Annotated in this window: 12 protein-coding genes; 5 read left to right on the top strand and 7 right to left on the bottom strand. The window is 43.0% G+C overall.

Annotation, left to right across the window (positions count from 1 at the left end; all coding sequences use genetic code 11):
* Positions 1–304 precede the first annotated feature (304 nt).
* The gene (locus ACFFRD_RS32080; RefSeq protein ID WP_392479843.1) at positions 305–2374 is read left to right on the top strand and encodes a DNA polymerase III subunit gamma/tau; all 2070 of its coding nucleotides are present in this window, start codon (positions 305–307) and stop codon (positions 2372–2374) included.
* 123 nt (positions 2375–2497) lie between these two features.
* On the opposite strand, the gene ACFFRD_RS32085 is transcribed toward ACFFRD_RS32080, so the two are convergent.
* Positions 2498–3904 (bottom strand): glycosyltransferase, encoded by a 1407-nt coding sequence (locus ACFFRD_RS32085; RefSeq protein WP_392479845.1) that lies wholly within the window; start codon positions 3902–3904, stop codon positions 2498–2500.
* A 716-nt stretch (positions 3905–4620) separates the two neighbouring features.
* On the opposite strand from ACFFRD_RS32085, the gene ebsA reads away from it, so the two are divergent.
* Positions 4621–4995, top strand: coding sequence for a type IV pilus biogenesis protein EbsA (gene ebsA / locus ACFFRD_RS32090; protein WP_012410470.1), 375 nt, complete (start codon positions 4621–4623; stop codon positions 4993–4995).
* A 267-nt stretch (positions 4996–5262) separates the two neighbouring features.
* Here ebsA and ACFFRD_RS32095 read toward each other — a convergent pair whose 3' ends face one another.
* The 3 genes from ACFFRD_RS32095 to ACFFRD_RS32105 all read right to left on the bottom strand — a co-directional run bounded on the left by ACFFRD_RS32095 (position 5263) and on the right by ACFFRD_RS32105 (position 7012).
* Positions 5263–6066 (bottom strand): PEP-CTERM sorting domain-containing protein, encoded by an 804-nt coding sequence (locus ACFFRD_RS32095; protein ID WP_392479847.1) that lies wholly within the window; start codon positions 6064–6066, stop codon positions 5263–5265.
* A 338-nt stretch (positions 6067–6404) separates the two neighbouring features.
* A complete protein-coding gene (locus ACFFRD_RS32100; RefSeq protein ID WP_392479848.1) occupies positions 6405–6818 on the bottom strand; it encodes a type II toxin-antitoxin system death-on-curing family toxin in 414 nt (137 codons plus the stop codon).
* Positions 6815–7012, bottom strand: coding sequence for a DNA-binding protein (locus ACFFRD_RS32105; RefSeq protein WP_392479850.1), 198 nt, complete (start codon positions 7010–7012; stop codon positions 6815–6817). Before ACFFRD_RS32105 ends, ACFFRD_RS32100 begins: the two co-directional genes overlap by 4 nt.
* A gap of 344 nt (positions 7013–7356) precedes the next feature.
* On the opposite strand from ACFFRD_RS32105, the gene ACFFRD_RS32110 reads away from it, so the two are divergent.
* The gene (locus ACFFRD_RS32110) at positions 7357–9276 is read left to right on the top strand and encodes a GTPase family protein (RefSeq protein WP_392479852.1); all 1920 of its coding nucleotides are present in this window, start codon (positions 7357–7359) and stop codon (positions 9274–9276) included.
* A 310-nt stretch (positions 9277–9586) separates the two neighbouring features.
* On the top strand, positions 9587–11260 hold the full coding sequence (locus tag ACFFRD_RS32115) for an ATP-binding protein (RefSeq protein ID WP_392479854.1): 1674 nt from the start codon (positions 9587–9589) through the stop codon (positions 11258–11260).
* Positions 11261–11434: 174 nt separating this feature from the next.
* On the opposite strand, the gene nifJ is transcribed toward ACFFRD_RS32115, so the two are convergent.
* Entirely contained in the window at positions 11435–15037 is a 3603-nt protein-coding gene (gene nifJ / locus ACFFRD_RS32120; protein WP_392479856.1) for a pyruvate:ferredoxin (flavodoxin) oxidoreductase, read from the bottom strand.
* 286 nt (positions 15038–15323) lie between these two features.
* Positions 15324–15446, bottom strand: a complete 123-nt coding sequence (locus ACFFRD_RS32125) for a hypothetical protein (protein WP_392479858.1) — start codon at positions 15444–15446, stop codon at positions 15324–15326.
* A 32-nt stretch (positions 15447–15478) separates the two neighbouring features.
* On the opposite strand from ACFFRD_RS32125, the gene ACFFRD_RS32130 reads away from it, so the two are divergent.
* Positions 15479–15802: a hypothetical protein gene (locus tag ACFFRD_RS32130; protein ID WP_185584522.1), complete on the top strand. Its 324-nt coding sequence runs from the start codon at positions 15479–15481 to the stop codon at positions 15800–15802.
* Positions 15803–16083: 281 nt separating this feature from the next.
* Here the strand turns inward: ACFFRD_RS32130 and ACFFRD_RS32135 are convergent, their stop codons facing one another.
* Positions 16084–16761: a DUF6875 domain-containing protein gene (locus ACFFRD_RS32135; protein WP_392479860.1), complete on the bottom strand. Its 678-nt coding sequence runs from the start codon at positions 16759–16761 to the stop codon at positions 16084–16086.
* Positions 16762–17019: the final 258 nt, after the last annotated feature.

Below are 17019 nucleotides of genomic sequence, written 5' to 3' on the forward strand. Positions count from 1 at the left end.
AGTCATTGGTCATTAGTCATTGGTCATTTGTCATTAGTTCTTTTTTCCCTACTTCCTACTTTTGATGAGAACAAATGTACTAAATGCTATGCTATAATTCCGATACATTGATGTTGAAATCATAGTAAAGAATTATGATCTAGTTGCTTGCTTTCCTGAGTGCCAAAATTGACGGCATTAGTTGAGTGTAAGCGCTATGGCAACATCGATAAATAAAGCAGGTACGAGAGTTTAAAATAATTGAATCCCAAACTCGACTCGGTGCTACTAATTAACGTTGAAAGGCATTGAAGTCTATTTTTCCATGTCTTACGAACCCCTGCACCACAAATATCGCCCCAAAAGTTTTGCTGAACTGGTGGGACAAGAGGCGATCGCTACCACCCTCACGAATGCGATCGGCACATCCAAAATTGCCCCCGCCTATTTATTTACAGGGCCAAGAGGTACGGGGAAAACTTCTAGTGCCCGGATTTTAGCTAAATCTCTCAATTGTCTCAAAAGCGATCGGCCCACTGCTGAACCCTGCGGCGTGTGTGATGTTTGTCAGGGAATCACCAAGGGTTACGCCTTAGATGTAATTGAAATCGATGCTGCTAGTAACACTGGTGTCGATAATATCCGCGAATTGATTGAAAAAGCCCAGTTTGCCCCTGTGCAGTGTCGTTACAAGGTTTATGTAATCGATGAATGTCACATGCTCAGTACCCAGGCATTCAACGCGCTACTTAAGACCCTAGAAGAACCACCGAGACACGTAGTTTTTGTATTGGCAACAACAGACCCGCAACGGGTGTTACCAACGATTATTTCGCGCTGTCAAAGGTTTGATTTTAGACGTATTCAATTAGAGGCGATGGTTAAGCATTTAAGTGCAATCGCCTCTAAAGAAAGCATTTATATTTCACCCGAAGCTGTAACCCTGGTAGCCCAACTTTCTCAGGGAGGGTTGCGAGATGCGGAAAGCTTGCTCGATCAATTGGGTTTGTTAGCGGGTGAAGTGACACCGGATAGAGTTTGGGATTTGGTGGGGACAGTAAGCGAACAGGACTTGCTGGGACTTCTAAATGCGATCGCTCAAGATAAACCCGAAGCAGTTCTTGACAGTACCCACAAAATTCTTGATCGTGGTCGAGAACCCCTAATTCTTCTGCAAAATCTCGCCGCATTCTACCGCGATTTACTCATAGCCAAAACAGCACCGAACCGCCACGATTTGGTTGCTTGTACTCAGCAAACCTGGACGGCGTTGGTTGAGTTTGCTCAATACTTCGATATGAGCGTGATTTTGGCAGGACAGGAACACCTGCGAAAAGCTGAAGTACAAATTAAAAACAGCACTCAGCCGCGTTTATGGTTGGAAGTAACATTACTAGGATTGTTACCCAGTGCGACGACAAATATTCAACTACAAGCCCCAAGTATCGCACCGCGAGTTAACCCACCTACTGTATCTCTAAGCTATCCTCCAGCAGTTACCCAAAATCATGCAGTCTCTTCTTTACCGGTAGCGGAACCGCAAACAAATCATAATTCTACAAACCATCATGTAGCGATTGCCCAAAATCAACCTGTCACTTCATCTGGCGCAGTTGAACAGCAAACAAATCACAATTCTGCTGCAAACTCAGTTTCACCACCAACCCCAGAACCTGTTGCTGTTCCTGTACCACCAGCGATCGTTGAACCAGTAACTTCAGAAGTTGTTGGCGAAGCACAATATGATTTAACTCAGGTTTGGCAACAGGTGCTTGCTAACCTCCAGCCAAAATCAAGGCAAGAAATGCTGCGTCAAATGAGCCAACTTATAGAGTTCGACGGTGTTATGGCTCGAATTGCTATCAAACAGGCATGGTATGACAAGGGTAAATCTTATCTACCGATGATTACGGAAGCTTTTCAGCAAACTTTCCAGCGTGAAATCCAGATAAATATAGAAAAAGGAATTTCTTCAAACTCCACTTCAGCTAAAAAAAATCCTCCGCCAAAAGACTCTAGTCGCGTTCAGCAACCAGCTACTCCTAGTTACAACCAGCAAATTTCGCCTCCAGCGCCAGTACCACAGCCAGCAACGCCAGCGCCACTAAGAACCGAGCCGCTAGCAAAAAATGGAAATGGAGTAAATGGAAACGGGGCAAATGGAAACGGGGCAAATGGAAACGGGGCAAATAGAAATGGGGCGCAAACTTTGCCTCCACCGCCACAACGAACACCCGCACCTGATTGGGAAATTGATGAAGTTGCGATCGCAGCTCAACGTCTAGCAGAATTTTTCAATGGACAAATTATCCGTTTTGCAGATGATTTCCCAGAATTCTCCGATTCCATAACTACACCTGAATGGGTAGAAGAAGCAGACGTGGATGATGAATAAAAAATTGGGCATTGGGCATTGGACATTGGGCATTGGGTATTGGAAACAGCCACAAGCAGAGAATTCCTAACTCCTAACTCCTAACTCCTAACTTTCCATGCCCCATGCCCCATGCCCCATTCCCTATTCCCCAGTCCCCGTATGCAAGGTTTTCACCCATTTCAGGCGCTTTGGTCTTACCGACATCCGGGCGGTGGTACTGCTCATGACGACTAACCAGTGCAACATGTATAAACTGCCACGCATGGTTTGCACTAGCATCAGAAAATATGTAGAAAGTGAGAATTTCTGATCTTGACGTACCCGCCTTAGACCTGTAAACATTCCTACCATCGACATGGTAACGGACAAGCCTGTAATGGGACTTAACATTGGTGGACGATGACGCGCGATCGCCATCAACAAATCTGGTACTGCTGCTGTAGGTAAGATATACATAATCAGCATAAAAATCAGCAAATCCCAGCTTTTGCGCGTTCCCATGCGGTTTTTGAGAATTAAATCCCAATAATCCAGATAGCGTTGATAACCACCTTCTGCCCAACGGTTGCGCTGATGCCAAAGTGCGATCGCATTTGTCACACCCTCTTCTTGCACCGCTGGATGGAAAACACACTCAATATCCCATTTATCCAAATGCAAGCGGATTGTCAAATCCAAATCATCGGTAATAGTTTCCTCATTCCAGCCACCGCAGCTTTCCAAGGCTGAACGCCGGACAAATTGACCATTACCCCGCAGTTCGCCAATACCACCAAGGGCAGTGCGCTGTTGCTGAAACCAGGTATCAAGGGCCATTTCGGCCATTTGCCCCTTAGTCCAAAAATTATCTTTAGCGTTGGCGATCGCTTTTCGCACCTGCACCGCCCCCACCTTTTCTCTTTGGAATAAAGGTATTACCTGTTGCAGCAAATCTGGTGTCACTTGAGCATCAGCATCAAATACTGCTATGATGTCGCCCTTTGTCAGAGGCAACACCTGATTTAACGCCCCTGATTTGCCGCCACTAGCTTCTGCTGAACGCCTTAATACTTTCAGTTGATCGTGTTTCTGTTCTAGTTCTGCTAATAAATGTGGCGTGCTATCACTGCTGTGATCGTCAATAATCCATACTTCATACTGCCCACCTGGATATTCCAGATTACAAAGATTTTTGACTAATTTTGCAATTACTGCTTCTTCATTTTTCGCAGCCACTAATACAGATACAAAGGGCAAATCACCCTGTATTTCTTTTGGATAGCGACGGGATTTAGTAAACACGACCACCAAGGCATGAAATCCTAGAATGGTGGTCAGTCCTAGAATAAATATGGAAGCCCAAGAAACTAAATGTAGAGCGATCGTGCCACTCCAGACGATAGTCAAGACTAGAGCTGCTTTGCCTCTACGACCTTGAAACCGGGATGGTAGAGACATAGGATCTGTCTCTAACACTGACTCCTCATCTACTGATAGGTCAGACAACAAGGAGTTGAGCGGATCAAGCTCTTGATAAGAATCTTCTTCGGGCCAGGAATTCGCTGGCATAGGTTAGGTTGCTTGATTCAAAAACCAGTATTTGTCTACAGTTAGTAATTTTACGGACAAATATCCCTAAGCTACTTTTCCCGATTTTAATCGGAATGGGTAAACTGCAATACCCGCTATCCCTAAGCCAAAAGCCGCCGGGACTACTTTTGTTCTGACTGTCACTCTGGGTAATTACTTAGCATTAACCACGTTTGCTACTCTTAGACAGAGGCTTGATTCCTTTGATACCCACTTGGGCAGGAAGCTTGTAGAGTCGGACTTTCTCTAATGAGAATTCCGGTTTAGGCAAAGTGATACCAAGGTGACAGCAGCTTATTGTTGGAAGAAACAGCAATAATAACATCCACAAATTTATAGTGTGGGTTTTTCATGTTACATTATTGCGCCCAGCTGCGATCAAAGTTAATGCAGCCTTATTGTAACCGAAATTTTAATATTTCTTAGCAGTAACTTCATTTATGGAATATGAGAAGAGGCAGAGGGGCTGGGCGCGGGGAGCAGGGGAGCAGGGGGACAAGGGGACAAGAGGTGAGAACTTGAAACAAGTCTTTCCCCTTGTCCCCAATTCTCCTTGTCCCCAAGTCCTCTTCCCAATTCCCAATTCCCAATTCCCACTCCCTCTTTCTACCATGTGCTTTAGACACATCTTTTGGGAACACTACTAACATCCACTAATATCCCTAGTTGCCAACTAACTTGAGGAATATTTAACCATGTCTATTGAGCAACTCCAGCCTGCTAATCAACAACAAGCCAGTGTTTACTTACCTTACGTCCAAGGCACTAAGCGCAATTTTTTACCCTATGCCATCAGTCTTTATCAAAAAGGGGTTTTGGAGGGACACCGGAAGATAGAAGCTAGTGAACATGTCCCCTTTGTCGCATCTTGGAATGTTGCTACTTTACCCTCTGACTTAACCCGTTGCCGAATTCAGTTTGATGGCAATGCTGACTTGAGTTACGAACTAATGATGGCTAGTTTCGAGTTTATTAATTTTTTAATTGAAGTTATGGACAACTATAAACGCCATCGCTTGACCGATTTTTCACAACCATTTTACCGCAAGCTACTGCGTATAGATGATTGATTAAAAACGAGCCGGACTTTTGCTAGTTCGGCTCGTTTTTAAAACTATCCTGTGTGATTATAAAACTTACCAGCTTTTCACCTTAAAAACATCTTCATAGAAGATGTTTTTAAAGTTTAATTTATTACTCACCTGGGCAACTATTAAGTCACAGCTACATGAAACCTTATTTACCCACCTCTATAAGTTAGAAAAACCTTGGCTTTGGTTATTTCACCGAGGTAGACTCAGCTTTGTGTAGTAATAACTTTTAGTCATACAATACTTTCAAAACATCTTCTTAGGGTAGATGTGTTTTTTTCTTTTCAAAACCATACCAAAACCAGCTACCAAAAAAGTGCCGAGAACGCTAGCGGGTTCTGGAATAGAAGTTTCATCAATAGGTACTTTGATTCTTAAATTCGCCAAGGTAGCGTTAGTGATGTTCAAGGATGTTACAGTTGGCGAACCTGGGATATCAGACTGGAAATCAAAGACTGTGGGAGTTGAGTTACCATTGCGATCGCTATATCGCACTCCATATCCACTTACTTCAAAAGTGCCCTGATACTGCTTTCCGGTGTCTGGATCGGTGACAGTACCACTGTATAAGGCTTTTATGAAATTAAATTCATCCTGAACTACTCCTTGAAATTTGGTTCCTGCTAATTGTCCTTGGTATTTGTAGGGTGTCAACTGACCACCAGAGAGAACCGGCGATGTGAGAACACCATCGAACGAGACAAAGGGAATACCTTTAAAGTCAACAAAGTAATGCAGACTTCCATCAGAGCGCGTTTCTAACTGCAAATAGTCTGACTGGTATACAGGAACATAGTTAGGATTATTGTTAGTACCTAAGTTCCGGTAATAAGTTCCAGTGTCATCCGTATCAATACGAGTAATACTGTTATTGAAATTCGGATTATTTCTGGGAAGTTCGATTGTTCCTGATAATGTGCCAGTGCTTTCAATTGTGATGAATTGAGCAGCAAAAGCACTTGCTCCACTTAAAGCGATCGTCACTGCTGCTAAACAACTGCCACTAAGAATTGCACAACCTAGCTTCATCCCTGATGAACTTACTTTCATTAACAACTTGCTCCTTGAAGCACCGATAAAAACACACCTAATGCGCTGAGATTTATTTAAAATTTTTCTCAGGCACAGTTTATTATTCCCAAGTTTGTGAAGTAAGCTTCATCGAAAACAAAAAGCCTTGGCAATCGCTATCTTTATGATTGCGTTTGCGTAGCGTATCGGAGACAATCGCATCATTACTCAATTTGAATCTCGTTTCATGATGAGAAGATGTTCAAATTGTTCTAATACCATTTCTTTATGAGGCTGCGCCAAACCCTTTTAACTTCTTTCTTCCTTTGTGTCCTTTGCGTCCTTTGCGGTTCGTTTTTCTTTCTTCTTTCTTGTACTTAAATATGGTTTAGCGCATCTTCATACAGAATTGGTATAAGGTTTAGCCTGAGCCACTCTGTAAATTCTTCACGCCCTAAATCACCAGCCGCTAACAGCAGGACAACACGCTCCTGTTCTTCGATTGAAGCATCAATTTCCATCCCGTTTAAAACAAGAAATATTTCCATAGCTGCGTGACCAGTACACTTATTTCCATCTAGGAAAGGATGATTCTTGATCAAAGAGAAGCCCAATGCTGAAGCCTTTTCAATAATTTTAGGATATAAGTCTTCTCCACCAAAAGTCATCTTTGGTTGCGCTACAGCAGACTCTAAAATACCAAGGTCGCCTATACCTAATGCGCCTCCAGACTGCTCTATAACCTGACGATGCAGATTCAGGACTTCCACCGCCGTCAGGTAACGTATCATGCTAAACGTCGGTACAATTCGGCATTTTTCTTCAGCACATAGTTGGTTGCTTGAGCAAACTCCCTCGTCGGCTGACTGAGCCAGTCTTCTATCCTGGCACGTAACAAATCTTCAAGGGAGATACCATTCTCTTGTGCTAGTGTTTGCAGCTTCTGCAATTGTTCATCGGAAATGTCGATCGTGATGGAAGCCACAGCCTTTACTCCTTGAATGCTAGGAAAGTGTAGCATTACTGATATTTTAGGCATTCTGGCAGGCGATCGCTATCTTTAGCGTTGCTTGCGATCGCAGAACATGTCGAAGATAATCGCTCCCGATGTCCCAAAATCTAATTAAAAAGCGATCGCACTTTAAACCTTCGATTTCACGTAATTTATAAACACCAGTTAGTTTGCCATCTCCTCAGCCGAACGAGTAGCAACCAACTTGAGCAACCCTTGTAACTGTTGCCCTAGCGAATGAAGACGATAGACTTTGTTATAAGAGTAATTTTTGCAAAAGCTCGAATTTCCCAACGTTTCAAAGCAGGTATAGGGTAATGGTGCGATTAAAACCGTGGCAGTGGGTCGTTTTGGCAATCCCGATCGCGTTTATCATTATTTTCTTACTGGTAGCCGCCGGTTCGCAAATTCATGCGTGGGGTATTAGTTGGATTTGGGGTGTGTTTACCCTTTTATTCGTTGGTTGGCGCTGGCTACTCGTAAAATGGACTCAACCAGCTGTTAATCAAGTAGAAGCTGTATTAGCTCAAGTTCAAGAAGAATTAGAATCGGCAGTAGAGGATACAGTTAGACCACCAGCAGGAAGTGATGTCACAAAGCTTGCAGAAACAGCACTCCAAGAGATTCTACAAGCATCACAAAGCGATCGCCCAATTTGGGAAGACTGGCAAACCTTTTGGACACGATGCCAGGATTTGGTTGTAGCGATCGCTCATATCTACAATCCTCAAATTCAATATCCCCTGCTGAATATTTACGTCCCCCAGGCTTACGGGCTGATTCGGGGAACGGTGGATGATATGGATCAGTGGATGCAAAAATTATCCCCAGTTCTTAATCAGGTGACGGTTGGACAAGCATACCAAGGATATGAAGTCTACCGAAAGTTGGAACCATCGGCTCGAAAATTTTGGAAAGCTTGGAACTGGGCACAGTGGCTTTTAAATCCGGTGGCGGCGGTGGCAAAACAAGCCAGCCAGGGTTCTAGTAACCAAGCAACTCAGCAATTATTGGGGAATTTGAACCAGTTATTTCGGGAAGCTGCCCTGAAAAACTTATGTCGGCAAGCGATCGCCCTCTATGGACGTAGCAAATTACCAGTTTCAGCAACCGTAGTCTCCACACCAACTTTACCCAAGGCAAAAACCCAAACACTCCGAGAAATACTGACTCAAGCTCAACCAGCCGAGGTAGTTGAGCAAAAACCCGTGAATATTCTGCTGGTGGGACGCACAGGTTCAGGAAAAAGTAGCTTGATTAACACGCTATTTCAGGCAGATTTAGCAGCCGTTGATGTTTTGCCCAGTACGGATCGCATTCAAAATTATCAATGGCAAACTCAAAGTGGTGAAACCTTGACGCTTTTGGACACACCCGGCTACGAACAAGTCAACCATGCCGATCTGCGAAACCTGGTGCTTGATTATGCTATCGATGCAGATTTGTTGCTGTTAGTCACCCCTGCCCTCGATCCTGCCCTGCAAATGGATGTAGACTTTCTGCAAGATATAAAAGCAGAAGTTGCAGATTTACCTGCGATTGCGATCGTCACTCAGGTAGATCGGTTGCGTCCCATCCGTGAATGGCAACCGCCTTATGATTGGGAATGGGGTGATCGTCCCAAAGAAGTTGCTATTCGGGAAGCTACTGAGTATCGCGCCAAATTACTGGGAAACTTCTGTAATCTAGTTCTACCCCTGGTTACGGGTGACAGCAAAACAGGTCGAGTTGCTTGGGGAGTGGAAGCGCTTTCACTAGGATTAGTAGATGCGATCGCACCTACAAAACAACTCCGTCTCGCCCGCTTTTTGCGTAATCTCGAAGCCCGTACTGTCGCCGCCGCCAAAATCATTGACCACTATACCTTCCAGATGGCGACAACACAGGGACTAACGGCATTGCTCAAAAGTCCCGTTCTCCAGTTTGTTTCTACTCTATCAACTGGATCTCCAGCCCTAGCATATCTTCTGGCAGAGCAAATTCCTGTGGAACAGTTGCCAATTGTGATTGGCAAACTCCAAATGGCTTATGAGCTTTTCTCGCTCTTGAATACAGCTAACTCTAACCCGCTCAACTTTGAATTACTATCTCTCTGGCCGCTACTGCTAGAAAATTCCACTTCACCCGATCGCAATGCCTGGGCATTTGGTCACGCTCTAGTCGAGTACTGGACTCAGAATCTAACGGTTGAAAAACTCCGGGAGCGATTTGAGTATTATTTGGCGATCGCTAAATAATTTGTCTGCCTTGAGTAAGTAATATCCGCATCTTCCATTCTGCTACACCTAAATAGCGAATTTGCTAGCCATGCTTACTCAGTCTCATTAAATACTATAAACTCCATTGGTACTGAGCTTTAACTAGAATATTTACTTAGTTTTTTAAAATATTTTATACTCCTAAATAGGAAACAGGAGAACAAAAAATGCCGTAATATCTCTTAGCTTTTAACATCAAAGTTAAGATTACGATTAAGAGTAGCTGTTTACTAAAACCTACCGCTTTAACTAAGTTTTTACCAAACATCCTTTTTGTTCGGAGTTATTTATGAAAAATATATTACAAACCTCCATCTCTGAAGAACAAAATTTACATCAGAGCTATAGTATTTCATCTTACAATCGGCTGCTTTTAGTCGTGAAAGATTTGGCTTGTGTGCGGACTATTGAGGAAATTATTGAGATTGTGCGTTTGGCAGCCCGCGATCTCACAAATGCTGATGGAGTAACTTTTGTACTGCGGGATGGTGAATGCTGCCACTATGTTGATGAAAACGCCATCGGCCCACTTTGGAAAGGTATGCGTTTTCCGCTCAAGTCTTGCATCTCCGGTTGGGCAATGCTCAATAAACAAGCAGCCGTGATTGAGGACATTTACCAGGATGCAAGAATTCCTATTGATGCCTATAAAGTGACTTTTGTCAAAAGTTTAGTGATGGTTCCTATACGGATTGCCGATCCACTGGGTGCGATCGGAGCCTACTGGAGTACACCACACCTAGCCACATCTGAAGAAATAGAACTGCTTGAGATTTTGACCGACACTACAGCAGTGGCGATCGCGAACGTTCAACTTTTCCAGAAACTTACGAACCAAAACGCCCTGAAAGACAAATTCATTGCGATGCTAGCTCACGAGTTGAGGAATCCTGTTGCCCCCATCTCGAACGGGGTTCAGCTTCTCAAATTGAAGCTGGGCGTGACTGGTGCAGTCGGAGAAACAGTTTTAATGATGCAGCACCAGATTAAGCACCTCTCGAAATTAATCGATGAGTTACTAGATGTATCGTCTATCACTTACGGGAAGATTTCATTAAACCTTGAAAAGTTGAATCTGGTGGAATTGGTTCGCCAGAGTCTCAATGACCATACACAAGCAATAAAGAGATCGAATCTTACCGTAGTAGAAGACTTGCCAAACACGCCCGTATGGGCTTATGTTGACCCAACGCGATTCTTTCAAATCTTTGGGAACCTTCTTGATAACGCCTTAAAGTTTTCAAAACCAGATGGGACGATCTGGGTGGATCTCTCATATATTCCAGGTGAAAATGTCTCAGGCAGTTTAGCAGCTTTATCTGTAAGAGACTCAGGTATAGGGATAGAACCGACAATCTTACCAGAACTCTTCGAGCCGTTTACCCAAGCCGATCGCAGTTTAGACCGTTCGAGGGGTGGGCTAGGTTTGGGACTCTCGGTAGTCAAAAGTCTTGTCGAACTTCATGGTGGGAATGTTGAAGCCTCAAGTAGAGGGATCAATTTGGGAGCAGAATTCAAAGTTACTCTCCCTGTATGCGAAGAGCTTAAAACCTTGGACAACAACCTGGAGACTATAGGGGGGACTAAAAAATCGTTGAAGATTTTAGTCATCGAAGATAATGAGGATTCTGCTACAACATTAAAAGCAGTACTTGAGCATTTCGGGCATGAAGTTTCCATTGCCAAGAATGGAATTTCAGGTGTACAAACTGCAAAAGAGTTGGAGCCTCATGTGATTATTTGTGACATCGGACTTCCCGAAATGGATGGATTCGCCGTTGCACAGGAACTGAGTAAAGACTCTAAATTGACTCGCTCAATTCTGATTGCGCTCACTGGCTACGGTGGCCAGGAGGATAAGGAACTTGCGCTTAAATCTGGTTTTAAATGCCACTTAACCAAACCCGTGGACTTTGAAATACTTACGGCAGAAATTGATCGATACTTTCTGGTGAGTGCGTAAAGTTGCCCGTCGTAAACATTGGTTTTATCCCAGAATGAATTGGGAATGGGGAATGGGAAATGGGGAATGGGACTAATGAAAAATTACTTCTTTCCCTTCTGCTCCCCTGCTCCCCTGCTCCCCTGCTCCCCTGCTCCCTTGCCCTCTCCCCCTGCTCCCTGCACCCCTTGCCTCTTATGCTGTGGGAATATCACGCTTTGCCAAATATTGATACATCTGCCAACGTGCATCTACCTCAGCTTGCGCTTGTTCTAACAAGTGCTTGGCCACGTCTGGTTTACTCTTAGTAAGCATTTTGAAGCGATTTTCTTGATACATCGAATGTTCTACAGATTGCGTAGGCGATCGCATATCCAGTTGCAAAGGATTTTTACCCTGGTTAAGCAACTCTGGATTATGCCGATACAGCAACCAACGGCCTGATTCTACCAGAGTTTTTTGGTGATTCATCCCGGTAGTCATGTTAATGCCGTGGGCGATGCAATGGCTGTAAGCAATAATTATTGATGGCCCATCATAAGCCTCTGCTTCCAAAAATGCTTTGAGAGTATGTTCATCTCTAGCACCAAGGGCTACACTCGCTACGTAGACATTTCCGTAGGTCATCGCAATCATCCCTAAGTCTTTCTTGCCTCCTGGCTTACCACTGGCGGCATATTTAGCAACTGCGGCTCGTGGCGTAGCTTTAGAAGATTGACCGCCTGTATTAGAATACACTTCTGTATCCATCACCAAGATGTTGACATTGCGACCACTAGCAATTACATGATCGATGCCGCCAAAATCAATGTCATAAGCCCAACCATCACCGCCAACAATCCAGACGCTTTTTTTCACCAAGTAATCTGCAAGGGATTTTAGATTTTGGATTTTAGATTTTAGATTGGGGTCGAAAGTTACGATTTCATCTAACTTCTGCTGCAAAAGTTCTATCCTTTCGCGCTGTTCCCAAATGTCAGCTTCAGATTTTTGTTCAGCTTTGAGGATAGAATAGACAAGGTTTTCATCTATTTCACTCCCCAAATTTTGCAACAATTCCGCCGCAAACTCAGCTTGTTTGTCGAGGGAGAGACGGAAGCCGAAACCGAATTCGGCGTTATCTTCAAATAGATTATTTGACCACGCGGGGCCGCGTCCTTGGGCGTTGGTTGTCCAAGGAGTTGTGGGGAGATTTCCACCATAAATTGAGGAGCAACCTGTTGCATTGGCAATGACAGCGCGATCGCCAAACAATTGTGTTAATAATTTTAAATAAGGTGTTTCACCACAACCTGCACAAGCACCAGAGAATTCAAATAAAGGTTCTTGCAGTTGTTGTTGGCGAATCTGGTTTAATTTTAGCGATCGCCTGTCAGGATTAGGTAAACTCAAAAAGAAATCCCAGTTTTTCCGCTCTTGCTCTTGTAAAGGCAACTGCTTCGCCATGTTAATCGCTTTCAGCGATGGCTCAGATTTATTTTTAGCAGGGCAAATATTTACACAAATCGTACATCCTGTGCAATCTTCTGGGGCTACCTGAATGGTAAATTTTTGATTGGCAAAGTCTTTATCTTTTGCACCAGTTGACTTAAAGGTTTCTGGTGCATTGACTAACTCATCAGCTTGATAAGCTTTGGCGCGGATGGCACTGTGGGGACAAACCATTACACACTTCCCACACTGAACGCAGACATCCGGCTCCCACACAGGTATCTCTTCGGCAACGTTACGTTTTTCCCACTTGGCAGTACCTACAGGAAATGTGCCATCAACTGGTAGTGTGCTAACAGGTAAATCATCACCTTCCCAAATCATAATTTTGCCCAGAACTTCCCGCACAAATTCGGGAGCAGAGTCCAGCAATTTTGGATTTTTAATTATTGATTGTTGATTGTTGATTGTCTGTGGTACATCTACTTTATGCAAGTTGTCTAAAGTGTTGTCTACAGCTTGCAGGTTCATGCGAACAACTTCTACGCCTTTTTTACCATAAGTCTTGTCAATCGCTTGTTTGATTTTAGCGATCGCTTCTTCTTGCGGCAAGACTCCAGCTAAGGCAAAGAAACAGACCTGCATAATGGTGTTAATCCTGCCACCCATACCACTTTCACGAGCAACCTGGCTAGCATTGATTACGTATAACTTCAAATGCTTATCGATAATTTGCTGCTGTACCTTCAACGGCAAATTCTCCCAAACGTTATCTGCATTGTATGGACTGTTAAGCAGTAAAGTTGCCCCAGGAATAGCAGCTTTCAAAATATCTATGCGTTCTAGAAATCCCCAATGATGACAACCAATAAAATTGGCTTGGTCAATCAAGTAGGTGGAGCGAATTGGCTCTTTGCCAAAACGGAGGTGAGAAACTGTCATTGAGCCAGATTTCTTGGAATCAAAGACAAAGTAGCCTTGGGCGTAATTATCGGTTTCTTCACCAATAATCTTGATAGAGTTTTTATTAGCTCCAACAGTCCCGTCTGAACCCAACCCATAGAACATTGCCCTAACAACGTTATCCGATTCTGTAGAAAAGTTATGGTCAAAGCTCAAGGAAGTATGACTAACGTCGTCATTAATCCCAATAGTAAAGTGATTTTTTGGTTTAGCTTCGGCAAGGTTATCAAAAATCCCCTTTACCATCGCCGGCGTAAATTCTTTAGAAGAAAGACCATAACGACCACCAATAATTTTAGGGTATGAGAAAGTATTTTCTCCCCCTGCCCCCCCTGCTCTCTTATCTCCCCACGCCTCATGAATAGCAGCCACAACATCCAAATACAAAGGTTCTCCGGCGCTGCCTGCTTCTTTGGTGCGGTCGAGAACTGCGATCGCTTTTACGCTATTTGGCAATGCTGCAACAAACCTTTGGACATCAAAGGGGCGATAAAGCCGGACTTTTAGCACACCAAGTTTTTCCCCACGGGCGTTAAGATAATCTACTGTTTCATGGACGGTTTCACAGCCTGAACCCATAAGAACGATAACGCGATCGGCATCATTGGCCCCGTAATATTCATAGATTTGGTAATGCCTCCCCGTGCGTTCTCCAAATTGATCCATGATGCGCTGGACAATTTCTGGACAGGCGTTGTAGTAAAGGTTCGCACCTTCACGTCCTTGGAAGTAGACATCGGGGTTTTGGGCAGTACCGCGCAAGACTGGACGATCTGGGGTGAGGGCACGACTGCGGTGGGCGAGTATGAGATGATCGTGGATGAGCGATCGCAAATCATTATCTGCAAGCAGTTTAACTTTCTGCACTTCATGGGAAGTACGGAAGCCGTCAAAGAAGTGCATAAACGAGACTCGCGTCTCTAAAGTCGCAGCATGGGCAATGAGAGCAAAATCTTGACTTTCCTGTACCGAAGCAGAACACAGTAATGCAAAACCAGTAGCACGAGCTGCCATAACATCGCTATGGTCGCCAAAAATTGATAAAGCGTGGGTAGCCAAGGAACGCGCGGCAACATGAACTACAGCACTAGTCAACTCACCAGCAATTTTGTAGAAGTTGGGGATCATCAACAATAATCCCTGAGATGCTGTGAAGGTAGTACTCAGGGAACCTGTTTGCAATGCCCCATGCACAGCACCAGCCGCTCCCCCTTCGCTTTGCATCTGCACGACACTGGGAATAGTACCCCAGAGGTTGGGACGACCTTCTGCTGACCAAGCATCTGCCCATTCACCCATTGCTGAAGAGGGGGTAATTGGATAAATGGCAATCACTTCATTTAGTTTGTAAGCAACACGGGCGACAGCTTCATTTCCATCAATGGTTGCAAAGGTTTTGTTCATAATATGATTTTTGTCCCCGTCTCTCAACTGCATTATCAGAACACGTAAATAGAAAAATTAAAAATAGCCAGAGTCAGGTAGGCAGTGCAAAGCGAGCAGTTTATTATGGGCTTTTCAGTTAACTTTAAATAAATACTGCATATATGAATATCTCATCTGAAATAGCGCATCTATTAATATGTCTTAATCATGTACTCAATAACCCAAGTATTGATTAGATAAGGCTTTGAGATAATTAATTCTTTTTTGTGGGGTATAGGTTCGGGAATATTTTTGTTTGCTAAATTCAAGCTGAACTGCGATCGCCCCATGTACCAATTGCTGCAAATCCTGACCTATTCACAAGCACAACAGAATGGGTTAGTGTGCCCTCAACGCTTTGATAAACTTTGGCAGGTATACTATACATAGAAATTCCCAGATGAGAAAATCAAGAAAAATATGACACAAAAAATTATTTACGGAACAGTTAGTGATGATGGAACAAAACAGGTCGGTGAAGGATTTGAAGTTCAATCATCTGAACCAGGATTGTATGTAATTACGTTTTCACAACCTTTTGTGACTACTCCAGTTGTAGTTACCACCCTCAATGGTTGGGGAGCAGATAATCAAATTGTTGTTAAGGATACAGACCTCAACAAATTCCAAGTTTCTATATGGGATCTGGAAGTTAAACAACAGTCTGGATCAACTTCTGCACAACTGGAAGTTAAGAAAGAAAAATCGTCTTTTAATTTTATAGCGATCGGGGAAGGTAATTAAGTTAAGGGTTATTTCAAGTCTAAAATAGGGTATTAAATGTAGGTTGCGTTAAGGAACAAAACCCAACATTAATGGGTGTGTTGGGTCTCATACTTCGAACTAAACTACAAAATCTAATACAACATTTTAGGTTGGGTTGCGCTCCGCTTCAGCCAACCTACGTCTAATACACTATTTTAGCCTTGCTACACAAGTAGGGTGTGTTAGCAATAGTGCAACACACCTTTCATTTAAAATCTCTATCCCTTCATGGGTAGAGTATCCATAATTCTGAATTTTGACTAATGCACCAAATTTTCTTGTTTAAGTTGCTCTTTGGCTAAAGCCAATTCTTGATGAGCATTTCTAAACTTTGTTTCATCCGTGAATTTGCTATCAAAACACTTTAAATAAGCTTCTAAATACCTAATACGTAAGTGTGGATCAGCCGGATTCAGAAGAAAGGGGAGGTCAGCTTCAACCATAAACCGTATAGCCAATAAGGGTATAGGGCTACGAAGTGGACGAAAGTCTGGATTGTGCATACCGGGAGTTTCATTACGTTTATGAAATTCTCCTATCATCAGTCCTGACTCAACAAACAAAGGTTTAAGTTTTTGTTGGACACTATCTATTAATTTACAAGCGTCCTCAATATGAACATCAGGAAAAATAAGTAAAAAAGCTTTGTTTATTTCTAACTCCTGCTCTTTAACTTTCATTTTCAAAAAGATATCTTTATAGCGTCCAACAATCTCTTCTAGTTGTTCTGGATACAAATATTTGGTACGAATAACTGCTAGACGAATACTGTTTGACTTGAGAGAGTAAGGTACAAAAGGGCAAACTGCGCCGGGTCTTCCTAAGTTAGGATGAGGTCTTGCTAAAAAACTTTTCACCCACTCTATAGTTTCAAGTAAGTAAGGACGGTCTTCGTATTCCTGGAGTTGTTCGATTTCAAGAATTGTATATAGTTGCATCAGCTTAGGTGAAATAGAAGAATTGTTGAAATCTGAATCCAAATTATGTGCCTAAAACTAACTATTCTCTAAATAAACAAAACAAGCCTTGACTTTTTTATTTTTGGTTTATCTATAGTTTGTAGCAAATAAAAATGCTAAAGCATTTTTGTGAATCAGAAAAATTTACACCAATCAATACACAAAGATATTTTCACACAAAGCAAGTTGTGCTTATTGCTTTTTAGTATTGGAGCTAAAAGACATACATCATATATT

The organism is Nostoc sp. C110, from assembly GCF_043099725.1.
Taxonomy (GTDB): Bacteria; Cyanobacteriota; Cyanobacteriia; order Cyanobacteriales; family Nostocaceae; genus Nostoc; species Nostoc muscorum_A.